The 20,407-nt window shown below is 26.6% G+C and carries 21 protein-coding genes; 13 read left to right on the top strand and 8 right to left on the bottom strand.

Features of this window, described 5'->3' with window-relative positions; translation table 11 throughout:
* Positions 1-176: 176 nt before the first annotated feature.
* From CJ670_RS08430 to argF, 3 genes are all read right to left on the bottom strand, one after another.
* Positions 177-1,205: a hypothetical protein gene (locus tag CJ670_RS08430; protein ID WP_105939642.1), complete on the bottom strand. Its 1,029-nt coding sequence runs from the start codon at positions 1,203-1,205 to the stop codon at positions 177-179.
* Positions 1,206-1,329: 124 nt separating this feature from the next.
* Entirely contained in the window at positions 1,330-2,697 is a 1,368-nt protein-coding gene (gene hemN / locus CJ670_RS08425) for an oxygen-independent coproporphyrinogen III oxidase (protein WP_105912009.1), read from the bottom strand.
* Positions 2,698-3,627: an ornithine carbamoyltransferase gene (argF, locus tag CJ670_RS08420; RefSeq protein WP_105939641.1), complete on the bottom strand. Its 930-nt coding sequence runs from the start codon at positions 3,625-3,627 to the stop codon at positions 2,698-2,700.
* 171 nt (positions 3,628-3,798) lie between these two features.
* On the opposite strand from argF, the gene CJ670_RS08415 reads away from it, so the two are divergent.
* The 3 genes from CJ670_RS08415 to CJ670_RS08410 are packed head-to-tail and all read left to right on the top strand — an operon-like array spanning position 3,799 to position 6,713.
* Positions 3,799-5,916 (top strand): ribonucleoside triphosphate reductase, encoded by a 2,118-nt coding sequence (locus tag CJ670_RS08415; RefSeq protein ID WP_105939640.1) that lies wholly within the window; start codon positions 3,799-3,801, stop codon positions 5,914-5,916.
* Positions 5,894-6,058 (top strand): anaerobic ribonucleoside-triphosphate reductase, encoded by a 165-nt coding sequence (gene nrdD, locus CJ670_RS11015; protein ID WP_108723435.1) that lies wholly within the window; start codon positions 5,894-5,896, stop codon positions 6,056-6,058. The genes CJ670_RS08415 and nrdD overlap by 23 nt, the downstream gene beginning before the upstream one ends.
* A complete protein-coding gene (locus CJ670_RS08410; RefSeq protein ID WP_105939639.1) occupies positions 6,036-6,713 on the top strand; it encodes an anaerobic ribonucleoside-triphosphate reductase activating protein in 678 nt (225 codons plus the stop codon). The genes nrdD and CJ670_RS08410 overlap by 23 nt, the downstream gene beginning before the upstream one ends.
* 3 nt (positions 6,714-6,716) lie before the next feature.
* Here CJ670_RS08410 and folP read toward each other — a convergent pair whose 3' ends face one another.
* From folP to CJ670_RS08385, 5 genes are read right to left on the bottom strand one after another with little or no spacing between them, the layout of a single operon-like run.
* Entirely contained in the window at positions 6,717-7,856 is a 1,140-nt protein-coding gene (folP, locus tag CJ670_RS08405) for a dihydropteroate synthase (protein WP_105939638.1), read from the bottom strand.
* Entirely contained in the window at positions 7,853-8,476 is a 624-nt protein-coding gene (locus CJ670_RS08400; protein ID WP_228154230.1) for a DNA polymerase III subunit delta', read from the bottom strand. Before CJ670_RS08400 ends, folP begins: the two co-directional genes overlap by 4 nt.
* A gap of 2 nt (positions 8,477-8,478) precedes the next feature.
* Positions 8,479-9,030 carry a HobA family DNA replication regulator gene (locus CJ670_RS08395; RefSeq protein ID WP_105912003.1) on the bottom strand — a complete coding sequence of 184 codons (552 nt, stop codon included), beginning with the start codon at positions 9,028-9,030 and terminating at the stop codon, positions 8,479-8,481.
* A 2-nt stretch (positions 9,031-9,032) separates the two neighbouring features.
* Positions 9,033-10,244 (bottom strand): aspartate kinase, encoded by a 1,212-nt coding sequence (locus CJ670_RS08390; RefSeq protein WP_105912002.1) that lies wholly within the window; start codon positions 10,242-10,244, stop codon positions 9,033-9,035.
* A 20-nt stretch (positions 10,245-10,264) separates the two neighbouring features.
* A complete protein-coding gene (locus CJ670_RS08385) occupies positions 10,265-10,756 on the bottom strand; it encodes an RNA pyrophosphohydrolase (protein WP_105912001.1) in 492 nt (163 codons plus the stop codon).
* Between the two features lie 54 nt (positions 10,757-10,810).
* Between CJ670_RS08385 and hemW the strand changes: the two genes are divergently transcribed.
* The 10 genes from hemW to CJ670_RS08335 all read left to right on the top strand — a co-directional run bounded on the left by hemW (position 10,811) and on the right by CJ670_RS08335 (position 20,406).
* Positions 10,811-11,899: a radical SAM family heme chaperone HemW gene (gene hemW, locus CJ670_RS08380; protein WP_105939636.1), complete on the top strand. Its 1,089-nt coding sequence runs from the start codon at positions 10,811-10,813 to the stop codon at positions 11,897-11,899.
* A gap of 13 nt (positions 11,900-11,912) precedes the next feature.
* A complete protein-coding gene (prmC, locus tag CJ670_RS08375) occupies positions 11,913-12,752 on the top strand; it encodes a peptide chain release factor N(5)-glutamine methyltransferase (RefSeq protein WP_105939635.1) in 840 nt (279 codons plus the stop codon).
* Between the two features lie 28 nt (positions 12,753-12,780).
* Positions 12,781-14,745 (top strand): M3 family metallopeptidase, encoded by a 1,965-nt coding sequence (locus CJ670_RS08370; protein ID WP_105939634.1) that lies wholly within the window; start codon positions 12,781-12,783, stop codon positions 14,743-14,745.
* Between the two features lie 62 nt (positions 14,746-14,807).
* Complete coding sequence (locus CJ670_RS08365; protein WP_105911997.1) at positions 14,808-15,326, top strand: hypothetical protein; 519 nt, start codon at positions 14,808-14,810, stop codon at positions 15,324-15,326.
* Positions 15,327-15,335: 9 nt separating this feature from the next.
* Positions 15,336-15,611 carry a hypothetical protein gene (locus CJ670_RS08360; protein ID WP_105911996.1) on the top strand — a complete coding sequence of 92 codons (276 nt, stop codon included), beginning with the start codon at positions 15,336-15,338 and terminating at the stop codon, positions 15,609-15,611.
* 25 nt (positions 15,612-15,636) lie between these two features.
* Positions 15,637-17,151 (top strand): sensor domain-containing diguanylate cyclase, encoded by a 1,515-nt coding sequence (locus CJ670_RS08355; RefSeq protein ID WP_105939633.1) that lies wholly within the window; start codon positions 15,637-15,639, stop codon positions 17,149-17,151.
* Between the two features lies 1 nt (position 17,152).
* Positions 17,153-17,518, top strand: coding sequence for a YbgC/FadM family acyl-CoA thioesterase (locus CJ670_RS08350; protein ID WP_105939632.1), 366 nt, complete (start codon positions 17,153-17,155; stop codon positions 17,516-17,518).
* On the top strand, positions 17,519-17,989 hold the full coding sequence (locus CJ670_RS08345) for a phospholipase D-like domain-containing protein (protein ID WP_105911993.1): 471 nt from the start codon (positions 17,519-17,521) through the stop codon (positions 17,987-17,989). It begins immediately after the preceding gene.
* Between the two features lie 33 nt (positions 17,990-18,022).
* Positions 18,023-19,240 (top strand): M48 family metallopeptidase, encoded by a 1,218-nt coding sequence (locus CJ670_RS08340; RefSeq protein WP_105939631.1) that lies wholly within the window; start codon positions 18,023-18,025, stop codon positions 19,238-19,240.
* The gene (locus CJ670_RS08335; RefSeq protein WP_105939630.1) at positions 19,237-20,406 is read left to right on the top strand and encodes a DNA recombination protein RmuC; all 1,170 of its coding nucleotides are present in this window, start codon (positions 19,237-19,239) and stop codon (positions 20,404-20,406) included. The genes CJ670_RS08340 and CJ670_RS08335 overlap by 4 nt, the downstream gene beginning before the upstream one ends.
* The last annotated feature ends 1 nt before the right edge of the window (position 20,407 follow it).

The following is a 20,407-nucleotide window of genomic DNA, read 5'->3' as shown; positions in this document are numbered from 1 at the left end:
AATTTCAATGGAACTGTTTCTAAAAATATTAGAACAATTGATTGAATCTACTCAAATTGTCAAGAGAAATAAAGATTTAGAACAAATCATACTAATGCTCAGGCTTTACACTAAAAAACAGTTAGGTTTTATGTGCGAAAGTTGAGCTATTTATTCAAAATTTTTGTTTTTTAATTTTAGATAGCCATAGTTTGACTTCTTCCATAAATTTTACTATCTAGTTCATCTATTTTAAACTCTTTTTGTTTTATTGTTAGATTTAGATTATTTATAGTCGTATTTTTTATAGATATAATATTTGAAAGATTATCCAAATCTTCTTCTTTCATAAACATTTGAGTATTTAATTCATCTAAAATAGTCTCTTTTTGAGAGATTTTTATTAAAATATCATTTAACATATTTTGTTTTACTCTTAGTTTTGAAATTACTTCTTCTAGCTCTAATTCTTTTGCTCTTAATTGAGTATTTATATCTATTAAATTTGAATTTCTAAGCGATACTTGACTATCTAAATCTATTACACTGCTATCTTTTAAATCAATATTTGTGTCATTATTTGAGATTTTGTTCAATTTTTGTAAAGAGTAATCCATCTTTAATAAAGTTGCTACAAATTTTAATCTCTCCATCATATCTTTTTTTTGCATTCTTGCATTTCTTCCTAAAGAGAAGTCAAACATTGAAAAAATAGCGTGTGCATGAGGAGTTAAAACAGTAGAAAATTCTGAAATATCTACTTTTTGTGAGAAATCTTCAAGTTTTTTTCCATTTAATCCATCTTGAGTTATATACCAGTTGTTATCTTCTTTTTTTAATATGTTTTTATGTGGATAAAAATTTTGATTATTTTTTGTGAAATAGCCTTCATCTTTATGAATTGTTAAAGATATTAACTCATGTCCACCATATTTTTGTTTTAATTCAAAAAATAGATCTAAAATATCTTCTGATGTATGATGCCCTTCTATTGAAATAATGGCTTCTTGAAATATATTAAGAATAGCACTATTTTGCATATTTTGTTTTACTTGCTCTTTGTATCTATCTTGTGCTTTTTGTAAAAAATCATCGTATTCATAATATTTATTAAAACTATTAGCTCTTGAATTTTCAACTACTGCATAGTTTAAACCATTTTCTCTATTTATGTGTGATTGTGAGTGTTGTGTTAATTTTCCTACACTAAAAGAAGCTTTCCCCATATTTTCCCCTATATGTTATGGTGCTATAAGCACCATTGAAATTGTGTAGTAAGATTAAACTTAATTTTTATTAAAAGTTTGCTTAAAAAAATGGACAAAAAGCCCATTTATTTAATGAAATAATCTAAATTGTTTTGGAAAATCTTCTTTTATCTTCTGGGATTTTATTTAAATAAGCATCAAAAGGCATACAAATATTTCTAATTAACATAGTTCCTGTTTGAGAAACTTCAATTCTATCATCATATATTTTAAGAAGTTTTGCATCTTCAAGCTCTTTTAAAGATTCTAGTGCATCATTAAAATAATCTTTGAAATCTATTTTAAACTCTTCTTCAACTTTTTTTATATTTAAAGAGAAATTACTCATAAGTTCCATAATTACATATTGTCTAAGAATATCGTCATCACTTAATCTATAACCTTTAAATACAGGTAGATTTCCATTATCAATAGCTTCTTCCCATTCATTTAAATCTTTAAAATTTTGTGCATAATAATCAACACCATTTCCTATAGAAGTAACACCAATTCCTATTAAATCTGCTCCGCCTTTTGTTGTATATCCTTGAAAATTTCTATGTAATTCGCCTTTTTTTATTGCTTTAAATAGTTCATCTTCTGGTTTTGCGAAGTGATCCATTCCAACCATTTTATATCCATTTGATGTAAAAAAGTCTATTGTGTCTTTTAGCATTTCAAGTTTTACATTTGGAGTTGGAAAAGTTGTTTCATCGAACTTTCTCATAGTTTTCATAAGCCAAGGAACATGCGCATAGTTAAATACTGCAAATCTATCCACATTTAGTGTTAGCATTTTTTCCAAAGTTTTTTTGAAACTCTCTTTTGTTTGGTGAGGCAAACCATATATTAAATCAGTATTTATAGATTTTATACCAGCATCTCTTGCTATATTTATTACATTTAAAGTTAGTTCAAAAGGTTGAATTCTATGAATTGTTTTTTGAACAGTTTCATCTAAATCTTGAACTCCAAAACTAAGACGATTAAACCCACCAGCTTTTAAAACATCCATATGCTCTTTTGTAAAATATCTTGGATCTACTTCACAAGATATTTCAGCATCACTACTAAAATTTGGAAAAATAGTTTTTATAGATTTTATAACATCTTCTAATTGTTGCGGTGAAAAATATGTAGGAGTTCCTCCACCAAAGTGCATTTGTGTTACAACTCTAGATGTATCTAAGTGATTTTTTAAGATATTTAATTCTTTTTTTAGATACTCAATATATCTTGTTTTCTTATCCTCTTTTGATGTAAATATTGTATTACAACCACAAAAGTAACAGGCACTTCTACAAAAAGGAAGATGAATATATAAAGACAAAGCTCTATTTTTATCTTGTTTTTTATAAAAATCTTTTAAATCTTCTTGTTTGAAATTTTCACTAAACTCAGGTGCAGTTGGATATGAAGTATATCTTGGACCTGGTTTTGAATATTTTACAAATTTTTCATAATCTATCATTTATTTCTCATCTCTTTTTTTATCAAGCCAAACCATAATACCTTTTTGTGCATGAAGTCTATTTTCAGCCTCTTCAAAAATTCTACTTTGGCTTCCTTCCAATACAGATTCACTAACTTCATAATCTCTATATGCAGGTAAACAGTGTAGAAATATTGCATTTTCTTTTGCTAATTTCATCATATCTTCATCAACCATATATCCAGTAAAATCTTTCACTCTTTTCTCTTTTTCTGACTCTTGTCCCATTGATATCCAAGTATCAGTTGTAACAACAGTTGAGTCTTTTATAGCCTCTTTTGGGTCAAAAGAAGTTGTAATTTTTGCACCACTTTTTTTAGCTTCTTCTAAAGCAGTTTGTAAAACTTTACTATCTACTTGATAATCTTTTGGAGTAGCAATTCTAAGCTCAAATCCAAGTTTTGCTGCTAAATTTAGCCATGAGTGTGCCATATTATTTCCATCTCCAATATATGCTACAGCTAAATTTTTATCAAGTCCTTCTTCCATAATAGTAAGATAATCAGCTATTAGTTGTATAGGATGATATTTATCTGTAAGTCCATTTATAACAGGAACTTTTGAGTATGAAGCAAACTCTTCAAGTTTTTCTTGCTCAAAAGTTCTAATCATTACCATATCAACCATTCTAGATATTACTCTAGCGGTATCTTTCATAGGTTCACCACGACCTAACTGAATATCATTTGATGAAAGAAAAAGACCAACACCACCTAGTTGATAGATACCAGTTTCAAAAGATACTCTTGTTCGTGTAGAGCTTTTTTCAAAAATCATACCTAAAACTTTTTTAGGCATATACTCTTTAAAAACTCTTTTTTTTGTCTCATCTTTAATCTGTTTTGATAATTGAAGAATTTCTAAAATTTCATCTTTTGAGAAGTCTAATAAACTTAAAAAGTGTCTCATAATATTTTCCTTATATGGATTAAAAGTGAATATTTTAGTTAATTTATCTTTACAAACACTTAAAGAAAATAAGCCAATAGGCTTAAAATAACACTTTTGTGACTTTTTATATTATAAGTAATTAAGAAAAACTCTTTTAAACTTCCAGTGATTAGAAAAAAGGAATAAGTGATGCAAATAGAGATTTTAAAAAGAGATGGTAAAAAAGAGAAATTTGAAGCTTTTAAAATAGAAGATGCTATAAAAAAAGCATTTAAAAGTGTAAATACTATTTATGATAAATCTATATATTTTTCAGTTTTATTTGAGATAAAATCTAAAAATTTAAAAGCTGTTGAAGATATTCAAGATTTAATAGAAAAAGAGCTTTTTAAAAGTGAATATTTTGATGTTATGAAAAGTTTTATGCTTTATAGACACCTTCATAAAATTCAAAGAGAGCAGATTTTAGGATTAAATAATGATACAACTTATGTAAACTCTACTCAAACAATACAAGAGTATATAAATGGTGAAGATTGGAGAATAAAAGCAAATTCAAATACAGGATATTCACATGCTGGACTTATAAACAATAGTGCTGGAAAATTAATAGCAAACTATTGGCTTGATAAAATCTATACAAAAGAGCAAGGGTATGCCCACCGAAATGCTGATATTCATATTCATGATTTAGATTGTTTGAGTGCTTATTGTGCTGGGTGGAGTTTGAGGGTTTTACTTGATGAGGGATTTAACAAGGTGAGAGGAAGAGTTGAAAGTTCTCCGCCTAATCATTTTAGAGAAGCTTTGGGACAGATGGCAAATTTTTTAGGAATACTTCAAAGTGAGTGGGCAGGAGCTCAAGCATTTAGCTCTTTTGATACATATTTAGCTCCTTATGTATTTAAAGATAAGCTTGATTACAAAGATATAAAAAAAGCGATAAGAAGCTTTGTTTATAACCTAAATGTTCCAGCACGATGGGGACAAAGTCCTTTTACAAACATAACTATTGATTGGACGGTTCCAAGTGATTTAAAAGAGCAAATTCCAACACGAAATCAAAAACATCTACTTAAAAATTTAAAAGATGATGAGCTTTTGAAAGAGGCAAAAAGTAGGGGAGTTTCAAGCTTTGAAGAGCTTACATACAAACATTTTCAAAAAGAGATGAATGCTATAAATAAAGCTTACTATGAAATTATGACGCAAGGCGATAAAACGGGTCAGCCATTTACTTTTCCTATTCCAACTGTAAATATCACTGAAGATTTTGACTGGGATGGAGAAAATACAGATATTTTATTTGAAAATACTGCAAAAATAGGAAGTAGCTATTTTCAAAACTTTATAGGAAGCCAATTTAAAAAAGATGACTTTGGAAATAAAATACCAAATGAAGAAGCATATAAACCAGGACATGTAAGAAGTATGTGTTGTAGACTTCAACTTGATTTAAGAGAGCTTTTAAAACGAGGCGGTGGACTTTTTGGAAGTGCTGAAATGACTGGAAGCATTGGAGTTGTTACACTTAATATGGCAAGGCTTGGGTATTTGTATAAAAATGACATAAAAGGACTGTATGCAAGAGTTGAAGAGCTCATGGATTTAGCAAAAGATAGTTTGGAAAGAAAGAGAGTTTTTGTAAAAGAGATGTATGATAGAGGTCTTTATCCTTATACAAAAAGATATTTACCACACTTTAACAACCACTTTTCAACTATTGGAGTAAATGGGATAAATGAAATGTTAAAAAACTTTTTTATTGATGAAAACATAGATTTATCAAATGAAAAAGGTATAGAGTTTACTATGGATTTGTTAGATTTTATGAGAGCTAAGATGATTGAATATCAAGAAAGAACTGGAAATTTATATAATCTTGAAGCAACTCCAGCTGAAGGAACAACATATAGGTTTGCAAAAGAGGATATAAAAAGATACAAAGATATTATTCAAGCAGGGTTTGAAAAGAATATTTATTATACAAACTCATCTCAGCTGCCAGTTGATTTCACAGATGACCCATTTGAAGCTCTTACTTTACAAGATGATTTACAGTGTAAATACACAGGTGGAACGGTTTTACACTTGTATATGAAAGAAAAAATATCAAGTAGTGAAGCTTGTAAGAAGATGGTTAAAAATGTAATCTCAAATTTTAGATTACCATATATTACAATTACACCACTTTTTTCAGTTTGCCCTGTTCATGGCTATTTGGTAGGAGAATATGAGTATTGTCCAAAATGTGATGATGAAATTTTAAAAAAGGAATTAGAAGATGGAAAAAACAAGATTGCTTGAGAAAAATATAGAAAAAAGAACTAAATGTATAGTATATACTAGGGTTATGGGTTATCATAGACCAGTTGAAAGTTTTAATATAGGGAAAAAAGGTGAACACAAACAAAGAGTTAAATTTGTTGAACAAAAAGATTGTTTATAGTTTTACAAAATTTACAACAACAGACTATCAAGACGAAATATCTTGTATAGTCTGGCATATTTCTTGTAACTTGTTATGTAGCTATTGTTATAATGATAATATAGTTTTTTCTAAACAAGGATTTTATTCTCATAATGATATTTTAGAGTTTTTAAAATCTAGAGTCGGGCTTCTAAGCGCAGTTGTTTTAAGTGGTGGAGAAGCTACAATGCATAACTTAGAACCTTTTTGTAAAGAAGTTAGAAAACTAGGATTTAAAATAAAATTAGATACAAATGGAATAAATACCAAAATTATAAAAGATTTAATCTCAAAAAACCTTATAGATTTTATATCTTTAGATTTCAAAGCTCCAAAAGAAAAGTTTAAAATTATAACTCAAAAAGATAGTTATGAAAGTATAATAAGTACAATAAAATATCTTTTAAGTATAAATTTTAATTTTGAAGTACGAACTACTATAAATGCCGATTTATTGGACTTTGAAGATATAAATAAAATTATAGAAATACTTTATTGTTTAGGATATAATAGTATTTATTATGTACAAAACTTTTTACAAACTGCTACAAATATTGGAAATATTACTCAAAAAAAGATTTTTAAAAAAGATAAAATAAGAGATGATTTATTAAGAATTGAGTTTAGAAATTGAGTCTTAATTTATATTTTCTATAGCTTCAAAAACTTTAATTGCTTGAAAATGCTCTTTTACATCATGACACCTTATAATGCTAGCACCATATCTTAAAGATTCAAGATGTATAGCCAAAGTTCCAGGAAGCCTATTTTCAATCTCACTAGGTGTAATCATATTTATCATAGATTTTCTACTAGCTCCAATTAGAAGTTCATATCCAAAATGTTTAAAATGTTCTAAATTTTTAAGTAAAAGTAGATTATGCTCTAATGTTTTTCCAAAACCAATTCCAACATCTAAGACAATATCATCTATTCCAAAACTTTTTGCCTTTTGTATTCTTTCTTTAAAAAAATCATCAATTTCAACCATAATATCTTCATAAAAAGGATTATTTTGCATAGTTGTTTGGTTATTTTGCATATGCATTATTACAACTTGAGCTTTGTATTTTGAAGCTAATTTACAAACTTCATCATTTTGTAATCCTGTTATATCATTAACTATTTTAAAACCATGATTTAAAACAAAATCTATAACTTTTGGAGAAAAAGAGTCAATAGAAAAATCAATTTTTTCAAAATATCTATTTTTATATATTGTTTGAACTATATTTTTTACTCTTTCAAGCTCCTCATTGCAACTTATTGGTAAACTTCCAGGTCTACTTGAAACAGCACCAATATCTATAATATTTGCACCATCTTCTATCATTTGTTCTATTCTTTGTGAAGCACTTGAGTTATCAAATCTGCTATTTTTAAAAAAAGAGTCTTCGTTTGCATTTAAAACACCCATTATTTTTGTAGAAGCATTTATCTCTTTTGTAAAATCTTTTAGAATTTTAGCCAACTCTTTAAGCCCAAAAGGTTGTGATAACTCTTTTCGTGAAAGTATTTCAAAATGCTTTGTAGTTCCTATAAGCAGAGCATTAACAAACTTGTCTTTTGCTATTATTACACCTTCTGGAACAGCTAAATCAGCACCAATAGATAAAGCATCTTGTTTTAATATATTTGCAGCACCTACATGCAAATCTTTTATAAAAAGTGTATGAATTTTTGCTTTTTTTGACATAATAGCAACACCACTTTTATCACATTTTAAACTACTTAAAAATGCTTTTGTATCATTTAAAGATAGTTTATATATTTTCATTTTGTCTCTTTTTCTAAAATTGATAGAAGAAGATAAGTTAAAACTGTAGTTGGTTTTGAATTTAGCTCCAAAAGTTTTATAGATTTAAAAAATACATCCAACTCTTTTTGATTAAATTTGATATTTTCTTTGTTTGCTTTTATTAAAATAGTTTCAACAATATTTATAGCTTCATTTTTTGTAATTTTTTGACTATTTTTTATAAAAGTATATATATCTTTTAAATCTAATTTTTTTATATTTAGTTCAATATCATCTTTTTCCACAACTTTTTTAAGATTTTTATATGGTAATCTTGAATAAATTGTTGGAAGTAGTGAATTTTTAGAAGAGACTAAAAGAATAAAAACTATATTCTTTGGTGGCTCTTCTAAAATTTTCAAAAGAGCATTTTGTGCTTCAACTCTAAATGTAGCACCACATAAAAAAAGATATTTTGTCTCATTTGATGCAATATATGCCTCTTTTAGAGTTTTGTTTGCTTGTTCTATTTGAAACTCATCTTTCTCTTCATTTTTTATAACTCTTGTTTGATGAATTGGATAAACAGCTAGAATTTTGCTTAAACTATCTTCTATGCTATTTACAATAAAAATTGAAGAGTTTGTAACTATTTCCAAGATTAACTCTCTACATTTATATTGGCAAAAAGTGCAGCACTTAGAGTTTTGTTGTACAATCTAAACATTTGAAGAAGTTTCATATCAAGTCCATCATCATTTGATTTTAAGTTTATAGAGCCTTGTCTCTCTTCGTCAAAAATCCACAAAAAAGAGCTTTTTGTAATTTTTGCAAGAGTAGATCTATTGTCTTGACTTTTTCCTATATACCAAAAGCAGTATCCATTTGGAAAAGATATTTTTAACATATCTTTAATATTTGAAATATCATCTTCCGATTTTATCTGATCAAGATTTTTGTAAAATGAACTAAAATCATAAAATGGTAAAAAAGGTCTATTAAGTTTTGAAGAGTTTATATTAGATAAAATATAGCTTAAAAACCACTCTCTCTCTTTATCTGTGATAATTAAAACAGAGTAGCTTTTATCTAAAATGTTAGTAACATTTTTTGATACTAATGGAGCCCATTCAAACTTTTTTTCTTCCAACCAAGGAGATAAAAGCTTATCTTCCCTAATTGTATCAACTGTCCAATTTAAAAACTCTTGCAAAACTATTTATCCAATTCGTATGCGTCGTGTAAAGCTCTTACAGCTAATTCTGCATATTTTTCATCAATAATCATAGAGATTTTAATCTCACTTGTAGAGATAATTCTAATATTAATATTCTCATTTGCCATAGCTGTAAATGCTTTTGAAGCAACTCCTGTATTTGATTTCATACCAACTCCAACAATAGAAACTTTACAAATTGCTTCATTGTAATCTATATTTTTTGCTTGAGGTCTAAACTGCTCCATAACTTTTTTACAAATCTCTAAATCAGTTGTAGGAATTGTAAAATCTAAATCAGTTGTTCCATCAAGTCCTCTTGTTTGAACAATCATATCAACATTTATATTTGCATCTGCAAGAGCTGTAAAAATTGCACTTGCAACTCCTGGTTTATCAACAACGCCATACATTCCAACTCTTACTTGGTTTTTATCTAAAGCTATTCCACTTACTATTGGTTTTTCCATAATTTCCTCTTCATTTGTTATTAAAGTTCCTTCTACATCGGGTGTAAAACTACTTCTTGATACTAGATTTACATTTAATTTTTTTGCCATTTCAACTGATCTGTTTTGTAAAACTTTTGCACCTAAACTTGCAAGTTCCAACATCTCATCATAAGATATTTTTTCTAACTTTTTAGCTTTTGGCTCAATTCGTGGGTCTGTCGTATAAATACCATCAACATCAGTATAAATTTCACAAACATCAGCTTTTATAGCACCAGCAATTGCAACAGCAGATAAATCACTTCCACCTCGACCTAAAGTTGTAACTCTTGAACCATCAAGTGTAACTCCTTGAAATCCAGCAACGATAATAATATTTCCTTCACTTAAAGCATTTTTCATCTTTTGTGTATCTATTTTTTCTATCTTTGCTTTTGTGTGAGTGTCTGTTGTCATAATTCCAGCTTCTCTTCCTGTCATAGAAATAGTTTTATAACCAATACTATTTAAAGAAATAGACAACAAAGCCGAAGTTACTCTCTCACCTGAACTTAAAAGCATATCCATCTCTTTTAAATCAGGAGTTTTTGTATAATATTCAGCATACTCTATTAGCTTATTTGTTTCACCACTCATAGCAGAAACAATAGCTATGACATCATGACCTTCATCTCTTATTTTTTTAATAATCTGTGCAACATTTGCAATTCTATCAAGTGTTCCAACACTTGTTCCACCAAATTTTAAAACTTTTAACATCTAATTTACTTATCCTTTTTTTAAATATATCCCTCATTTTTAAAATACTTTAGAACTTGCTTGTAAACAGTTCTTTTAAAAAAAGTTATATGTTCATAAACTTCTTTTAAAGATACAAACTTATATTCACTAAACTCTGGAATTTCAGTATTTATGTTTATCTTTGCATCTTTTTTTAATTTTACTAAATAGTATTTTTGTTTTTGACCATCATAAGGATACATCTTTTGAGCAATTACAGGAGGAAAAAGATAAGAGACCCAATTTGGATATTCAGCTATTATTTCTATCTCTTTTGTACCAATCTCTTCTTCAAGCTCCCTAAGAAGTGCTTCTTTTGTATTTTCTCCATCATCAATTCCGCCTTGAGGAAACTGCCAAGCATTTGGAATATCAGTTCTTGAAGCAATAAAAATCTCGCACTTCGCTGGATATTTAGATGATAATATAATAGCTGCAACATTTGGTCTTAAATTTTTTTTCTCTTTTTCAATCACATTTTTATCAGTCATAAATATATTTTCCCTTATAATTAGACGTTATTTTATAGAATATAGGATTAAAAATTGCTTTTATATATACATATCCCCTTTTGTGACAGTAAATGTTTTTACTGTGCATTCAACTCATATACAAATAAAAATAGTCAAAAAGAGGCATATATGAGAGCCTTAAAAATTGATTTAGAATACAATTTAAACTATTTAAAAGATAAAGATATAAAATTAAGTACAGTTTTTATAGGTGGTGGGACTCCATCAACTGTTGATGCTTTTTTATATGAAGATATTTTTGAATTAATAAATCCATATATTTTGGAAAATTGTGAAATTACAACAGAAGCAAACCCAAATAGTGCCACAAAAGAGTGGTTGGAAAAAATGTATAGTTTGGGAGTAAACAGAGTTAGCTTTGGTGTACAAAGTTTTGATGATGATAAGCTAAAGTTTTTAGGTAGAAATCATAATAGACTTAATGCTATTAAAGCCATCCAAAATGCAAAATGTATAGGCTTTAATAGTATTAATTGCGATATAATATATGGAGTGGCGAATGATAATTTTGAGCTTCTAAAAAGAGATTTTGATACTTTAAAAGAGTTAGAAGTTGAGCATTTAAGTGCTTATAGTTTGATAATAGAAGAGGATACAAAATTCTTTTTAAATGAAAAAGAGCTTCAAAAAAGTAAAAAAAGCTTAAAAATTGATGATGAAGAGTTAAGTTATGAAATATTTAGCTACCTCGAGCAATTGGGTTTTAATCAATATGAAATAGCAAATTTTAGTACAAATGAGAAATTTGAATCAAAACACAATTATGGATATTGGTCTAAGGATGATTATATAGGAGTTGGAGCTGGAGCTGTTGCTTGTATTGAAAATAAAAGAATGTATAAACAAAAAAATATAGAAAAATATATACAAAATCCAATTTATGAAGATATTGAAGAGTTAAGCGATGATGATATAAAGGCAGAAAAAGTACTCTTAGGATTTAGATGTAAGTTTGGGGTTGATTTGAATATACTATCTTCAAAAGAGCTTAAAAAGGTAGATGAGTTAATAGTTGAAAATAGAGTTTGTATAAATAATAATAGGGTTTACAATAACAATTTTCTACTTGCTGATGAAATAGCATTATATATTTTAGATTAAAAAAAGAGGTAAAATGACAATAAAAGAGTGTGTAAAAAAATACGCAATAAATTTAAAAAACATCACACATATTCCAGCAAAAGAGGTTGAGATATTAATCATGCATTTATTGGATAAAAATGTAATTTGGTTACATCTTAATTATGATAAGACTTTTACAAAAGAGCTAGAATTAGAAAAATTAGTAAAAAAAAGAGCTACAAATTTTCCCTTAGAGTATATTATAAAAAAAGCATCTTTTTATGGTGAACAATTTTTTACAGATGTGGAAGTTTTAATTCCAAGACCAGAAACTGAACTTTTAGTTGAAAATGCTTTTGAAATTTTAAAAGATGTAAGAAATCAAGAAAAAGCTATAAAGGTTCTTGAAATTGGAACAGGAAGTGGAATAATTTCTGTTATGTTAGCATTACTTTTAAAAGATAAAAATATAGATTTTATAGCTGTTGATATAAATCCAAAAGCTATAGAATTAGCAAGAAAAAATGCAAAAAAGTTTGAAGTTTTAGAAAAAATAGATTTTAGACTTAGCAATTTATTTGAAAATGTAAAAGAGGAAGATATTTTTATGCTTATTTCAAATCCACCATATATTGCAAATGATTATAAACTACCAAAGAATGTAGAGTTTGAACCATCTAATGCACTTTTTGGTGGAGTTGTAGGAGATGAACTTTTAAAAAATATTATAGATGGTGCAAACAATAAAAAAATCCCTTATTTACTTTGTGAAATGGGATTTGATCAAAAAAAGAGTTTAGAAGAGTATTTTAAAGAGTTTAATGTAGAATTCTACTCTTTTTATAAAGATTATGAAAAATTTGATAGAGGATTTACTCTAAAATTTAAATAAAATGAAGAATAATAAAGGATTAAAAAATATGTTTAAAGAGTTTAATATAGAGAATTTTGAGAATTCAAGTAAAGTTCTAGAAGAGCTTTTAAATAAAAGTAGAGTTGAAGTTGGAAAACTTTTAGAGATTAAAGATAAAACTTATAAAAATTTTGTATTACCGTTTGCTGAAATAGGGGAGAGAATAAATGAATTTATTACTCCAGTATTTCATTTAGATTCTGTAAAAAACTCAAAAATAACTTCTAAAGTATATGAAGAGTGCCTTCCTATTATCTCAAAATATGAAAGCGAAATAAGTCAAAATGAAAGTATTTATATATCTTTAAAATATATACAGTCTAACGAAAAAAGTACTTTAAATAATATACAACTTAAGGTATTAGAAAATGAGACAAGAGAGTTTGAGCTATCAGGTTGCCAACTAGAAAATAATAAAAAACAAAGACTTGAAGAGATAGATTTAGCTTTGGGTGAACTATCTCATAAATTTTCACAAAATATTTTAGAGGCAACAAACTCTTTTTCTCTTGTAATCGAAAATTTCGAAGATGTAAAAGAGATACCAAAGTCTGATTTAGAATTAGCAAAATTTGAAGAAGATGGAAAAACTAAATATAAATTTACTCTTCAAATGCCTTCTTATATAGCTTATATGACTTATGGAACTTCTAGAGAAAAAAGAGAAGAACTATATAAAGCATACACAACAAGAGCACCACAAAATGGTGAGCTCATAGAAAAAATCTTAGCTTTAAAAGATGAAAAAGTAAAAATTTTGGGATTTGAAAATTATGCTTCATATTCATTAGCTACAAAAATGGCAAATAGTGAAGATGAAGTTATAAGCTTTTTGGAAGAGTTGGGAAATAAAGCAAAAGAAAAAGCAGTAAAAGAGTTAGAAGAGATTAAACAAATAGCAAAAGAAGATGGTGTTGATGACTTTAGAGCAAGTGATATTAGTTTTTATAGTGAAAAGTTAAAAAAAGCTCAATACGATATTGATGAAGAGTATTATAGACCATATTTTGAACAAACTAGCGTTTTAAATGGATTTTTTAATGCTTTAAATGAGTTATTTGATATTGAGTTTAAATCTTCAGATACAAAAGCTTGGGATGAAAAAGTAAAAGTGTATGATATTTTAGAAGATAATAAAACAATAGCTAGAATATATATAGATTTAGAAGCAAGAGATGATAAAAGAGGTGGTGCTTGGATGAATAACTGGCACACATACTATAAAGACTCAAATAGCAATATAAATCTTCCAACAGCTTATATTGTAGGAAATTTTCCACAATCTACAAAAGATATTCCATCTTTATTAAGACATAGTGATGTAGTAACACTTTTTCATGAAATGGGACATGCACTTCATCATCTTTTGAGTAAAGTTGAAGAGCCAAATGTTAGTGGTATATCTGGAGTTGCTTGGGATGTTGTAGAGTTTCCATCTCAATTTTTAGAGTATTTTTCTTATGATAGAGATATTTTAAAACTATTTGCAAAACATTATCAAACAGGTGAAGTTCTTGATGATGAGGCAATAAATAGATTGATAAAAGCCAAAAATTTCCAATCATCAATGGCAACAATTAGGCAAGTAGAGTTTGCTTTGTTTGATTTTAAACTTCATCAAAAACTATACAAAACGGAACTTGAAATTCAAGAGTTGTTAAATGGTATAAGGGGTAAATTTTCTGTCATAAACCCTCCTGAGTATAACAAGTTTCAAAATAGTTTTTCTCATATTTTTTCAGGCGGATATAGTGCAGGATATTATTCATATAAATGGGCTGAAGTACTAAGCGCAGATGCTTTTTATATGTTCTTAGACTCAAAAAATGTATTAAATAAAGAGTTGGGCTTAAAGTACAAAAATTGTGTACTTAGTTGTGGTGGAAGTGAAAATATGGATAAACTATTTTTTGATTTTGCACAAAGAGAACCTAAAATTGACTCTCTTTTAAAAATAGATGGAATTATTTAGCTAAATTTTGCAATAATACCATTTCATAAAAATTTTATATAAGTAATAAAGGATTAAAGACTATGACAAATGCAGAAACTATTTTAAAACTAAATGAGGCTTTAACAAGCTTAATAAAGGCTTATCAAGGACTTCAAGGAGAGAATGGAGTTCTTAAACAAAGAGTAAATGAATTAGAAGATGAAGTTTTAAATTTAGAGTTGATAAAAGAGGATTTAGAGAAAAGTGTTAAAGAGCTTAATACTAATACAGAAGAAGACAAAAATACTATTTATAGTATGCTTGGTCAAATCGAAGGAATTTTAAACAAAACTACTTCATCGCTAACAACAGTAGAAGAAATAAAATATGAAGAAATAAAAAGTATAGATGATAATAAAGCATTTAATCCAGTTATTTCTCAGAATCTTTTAGATAACTCTTCTGAGCATAAAAATGAAACGGAATTAGAATCTGATAAAAAAGAGGAAGAAAATATCTTTGCTTATGAGCAAAATAATCGAAATATTTTAAATGAAGATGATAATAAAATTGATTTATCAGATGGAAGATTAGATTCTATCCTTGGAATAAAGCAGTAAATTTAACTTATGTTTATTTCTGTAGATAAAAATATTATTTTAAACCTTTTTGGAGTAGATACTTTTTATGGCTTAGAGAGTGCTTTAGATACTATGTCTCCATCTTTGGTTGAGTATCATCTATCTAATTTTTTAGATAGAGATAACTCAAGCTATTTTGATAAAAAAAATATTGAAACTACTTTTAATATTGGTAATTATAATTTACATATTGATTATAATAAAAATATGTTTATTGAAGTAAATGAAGCTCAAAAAGATGAACAAACTCTATCTTTTTGGTAAACTAAATTCTTTAAAGTAAAATATAATGCAAGAAAATTTTAAAAAAAGTATTATTAAAACTTTTGCCATAGAGTGGTTTTTATATATATTTTTTATAATTATTATCACAATTTTTATAATATTTACTATTCTTTTTGAAAAACAGAAAGTAATAAAAACAGAAGAAAATAGATTATCAACTCAAGTAAAAATAATAAACGATAATATTTTAATGCAAATATATTCTATAAATGAAGCTTTTAAAAATATAAAAACTGCTATAAATAAAAAAAATGATTTAATTTCAAATTTAAAATTATTTGTAAATGTTATACCATCTGTTAGAACTTTTTTAATAATGGATAAAAATGGAGATATAATAGCTTCAAGTAGAGATGATTTATTAGCTTTTAACTACTCTTCAAGAGATTATTTTAAAATAGTAAGAGAAAATCCTATAGAAAATAGACTATTTATTAGTTCACCATATATTAGTGTTTTAGGGAATCTAACTATAAATATATCAACACCATTTTTTGATGAAAACAAAGAGTTTGCTGGGATTGTTTTGGCTTCATTTGATCCAACTGCTTTGTCAAATTTATTAAGTTCTGTAATCTACTCAGATGATATGAAAGCATCTATTATTCATGGTGATGGAACGCTTTTTTTAACATTTCCAAGCAATTCTTTATTGGTTGGTAAAAAACTCTTAGATAGTCAAAGTTTACTTTCAAAACATATATCAAGTGGAAATATTTTAAATACCTTTGAAGGATTAACTTACGTTGGAGAAGATAATAGAATTTTATCGATATACTCAATAATACCAAATGAACTTGATGTAAATACACCTTTGTATGTAAGCGTTAGTAGAAGCTTAAGCACCTTGTATGATGATATTAAAAATGAAATTATTGTTATGGCTATTTTATATTTTTTACTTTTAATATTTTCAATTCCAGGTATATTTTTTCTACAAAAAAGAAGATATATTTTACTTCAATTTGATATAAAAAGTAGAGAAGAGAGTAGAAAAAAACTAGAAAATTTGGCATACATAGATAGTTTAACAAAAATTGCAAATAGAAGATATTTTGATGAATTTTTAGAAAAAGAGTGGAACTATTGTAAAAGAAATCAAAAGGAGTTATCTATTATTTTATTAGATATTGATTTTTTTAAACAATACAATGATACATATGGACATCAAGCTGGAGATTTATGTTTACAAAAAATTGCTAGATGCCTAGAAGATAAACTAAATAGATCTCACGATTTAGTAGCAAGATATGGAGGAGAAGAGTTTATTTGCATTTTACCTAATACAAATAAATTCGATGCTATAAATATTGCAACAAAACTAAAAATAGCAGTACAAAATCTTGAAATACCTCATGAGAATTCAAGAATCTCAAGTATAGTAACAATTAGTTTAGGAGTTTCAACAGTTATTCCAAAAGATGAACTTGAGAAAACAAAATTAACAAAAAAAGCTGATAATGCACTATATTTAGCAAAAGAATCTGGTAGAAATAGAGTTGAATTCGAGGAGTTTTAAGATGAAAATAAGAGTTTATTATGAAGATACAGATTGTGGGAACATGGTTTATCACTCAAACTATTTAAACTATTGTGAAAGAGCAAGAAGTGAGTTATTTTTTAAAAAAGGATTACTTCCTCACTCAGAAGTTGAATTTTTTGTAGTTAAATCATGTGAAGCCAACTGGATAAAATCTGCAAAATTTGCAGATATTTTAGAGATAAAAACAGAACTAATTGAGAAAAAAGCAGCTTCAATTATTATGAAACAAGAGATTTACAGAGTTGATGAGCTTATTTTTGAAGCAAAATTTAAGTTAGTATTTTTGAAGCTTGGAAAACCATCGAAAATACCACAAAATATATTTGAAATATTGGAGAATTAAATGAAAAAATTATTATTTATGTTACTGCTTGTTGTTAGTGCTTACTCAAATGAGCTTTTTACACTTCCTGATGAATCTAATTTCTTAAAAGAGAAAATTAGATATGAAATTTTAAGCTCAAAGGAGTCTATTTTTATTGCAATGTATAATTTTTCATACAAAAATATTGCAAAAGATTTAATAAAGGCTTCAAAAAATGGAGTAAAGGTAACTGTTGTTTTGGATAAAAGTAAGGTTGAAGCAAATGATAAAATCTATAATTTGTTAAAAGAGGCAAATATAAAAGTAATCATTCCAGATGATTCAAAAAAAATGCATCTTAAAACTATGATTTTTGATGATAAATTGGCTTTGATTGGTAGTTTAAATTTTACAAAAAAATCTTTTGAAAATAATCATGATTTAGTATATTTTACTAAAGATAGAAAGATTATTCAAAAATTAAAAGATATTAGAGCAAAATTTGAATAAGATATACACTATTTTTTAAATAAGGATTTATATTTGTTACAATTTTTTGTTATAGCATATTGTTTTTATCTTTTTTTTACAATTTATACATCTTTTATGCAAATTGGATTTGTAAAAGATGCGACTAAAAAAAAGGCTATTATTTTAAGTACAAAAAAATATCATGAAGCAGCTAATTATAGTATTGATAAAGAAAAATTAGCAATTTCTAGTTCATTTTTTGATTTCATTATTTTTATAATTTGGTTAAGTTTTGGTCTTAAATTTTTGGATACTCAACTAAATATTGATAATCCAATTTTAAAAGCAGTTTTATTTATAAATTTATTTATTATAATAAATTGGCTTTTATCTCTACCATTTTCTTTATATCAAACTTTTAATTTAGATAAAAAGTATGGTTTTTCTAATATGACTCCAGCTTTATATATTAAAGATACTATAAAATCAGCATTTCTTACAATTGTTTTTGGTTCTCTTGTAATTGCAGGAATTTCATATATTATTTTAAATTTTCCATCTTGGTGGATATTTGGTTTTATTTTTATTTTTGTAGTTATTGTTTTGATAAATATGCTTTACCCACTTATTAGAGATAAGATGTTTGATAAGTTTGAAAAACTAAAAGATGTTGAACTTGAAGAGAAAATAAACTCTCTTTTAAAAGAGGTTGGTTTTAAAAGTAGTGGAGTTTACAGTGTAGATGCAAGCAAAAGAGATAGTAGATTAAACGCTTATTTTGGAGGGCTTGGAAGTACAAAAAGAGTTGTTTTATTTGATACATTAATTGAAAAATTAACTCATAACGAACTTTTAGCAGTTTTAGGACACGAACTAGGGCATTTTAAAAATGGAGATATTCTTAAAAATATAGGAATTATGGGATTAGTTATGTTTGTTTTCTTTGCTATTTTTGGAAATTTAAATGATGAACTTTTTTTAAGTTTAGGATTACAAAATGAACCTTATGCAATTATTGTCGTTTTTTTAATGTTTTCAACAGTTTTAAGCTTTTTTTTAATGCCTTTGATTTCTTTGATTTCAAGACACAACGAATATGCTGCAGATGATTTTGGAGCAAACTTATCTTGTAAAGAAGATTTAGTAAAAGCATTACTAAAACTAGCAAATGAAAATAAATCTTTTCCATATTCTCACAAGCTTTACATATTTTTTTACTTCTCACATCCACCTTTGATAGATAGATTTAAAGAGTTGGGATATGATGTTGAAAAAGAGAAGTTTATATGATTTTTGAATTTGAAAGTACAAATTTCTTTCTAGTAGTCGCAATAGTTTTTATACTATTTGCAACTATTTTATTTTTTATAGTTGAGAAGTATAAATCAAAAATAAAGAGCTTGGAACTAGAAAAAGAGTTTTTAGAAACTTCAATTGCTCAAAATAGAGAAAATCAAGCTTTGCTAAAAGCTGAGATAGAAAATATCACTTCTAAGATTTTTGAAGATAATTCAAAAAAATCGAACCAAAATATAAATCAAATTTTAGAACCATTTAAAGCTCAATTAAATATATTTGGAAATAGGGTAAATGAAGTTTTTACAGAAGAGACAAAACAAAGAAGCTCACTTTTAACAGAGATAAAAAATTTAAAAGAGCTAAATAATCAAATTTCAAATGATGCTTTAAATCTTACAAAAGCACTAAAAGGTCAAAATAAGATTCAAGGTGATTGGGGTGAGATGATTTTGGAATCAATCTTAAATCAATCAGGTCTTAGAAAAGATATTGAATATAAAGTTCAAAACTCATTTAGAACTAGTGAAGGAAATCTTGTAAGACCTGATGTAATTGTTCATCTACCTACAAATAAAGATATTATAATTGACTCAAAATTATCTTTAAATTCTTATGTTGATTATTTCAATAGTGAAGATGAAATAGAGAAGAAAGAGTCGATTTCTAAGCTTTTAAACTCTATAAAAAATCATATAAAAGATTTAAGCTCAAAAAAATATGAAAATATTGATTCACTAAGAAGTTTGGATTTTGTTTTAATGTTTATTCCTATAGAAGGAGCTTTTTCTATAGCATTATCACAAAATAGTAATATTTTTGAAATGGCTTTAAAATCAAATATTGTTATAGTTTCTCCAACAACTTTGTATTCAAGTCTAAAAGTTATTGAAAATCTTTGGCAAGATAATAGACAAAGTGAAAATGCAAAAGAGATTTCAAAACAAGCAGCAGATTTATATGATAAGTTTGTAGGATTCTTAAATGATTTTGAAGATATTGGAAAAAGTATAGATAAAAGTAAAGAGTCTTACGATAAAGCAATAAATAAACTAAGTAGTGGAAGAGGAAATTTAATCTCAAGAAGTCAAAAGTTTTTAGAGCTTGGAGTGAAACCAACAAAAGAGATCTCTAATAAATATATTAAAGATGAAGAGTAAG

It is taken from the genome of Arcobacter cryaerophilus gv. crypticus, from assembly GCF_002993025.1.
In the GTDB taxonomy this organism is placed as follows: domain Bacteria; phylum Campylobacterota; class Campylobacteria; order Campylobacterales; family Arcobacteraceae; genus Aliarcobacter; species Aliarcobacter cryaerophilus_B.
This window is presented reverse-complemented; position numbering and strand designations above follow the sequence as displayed.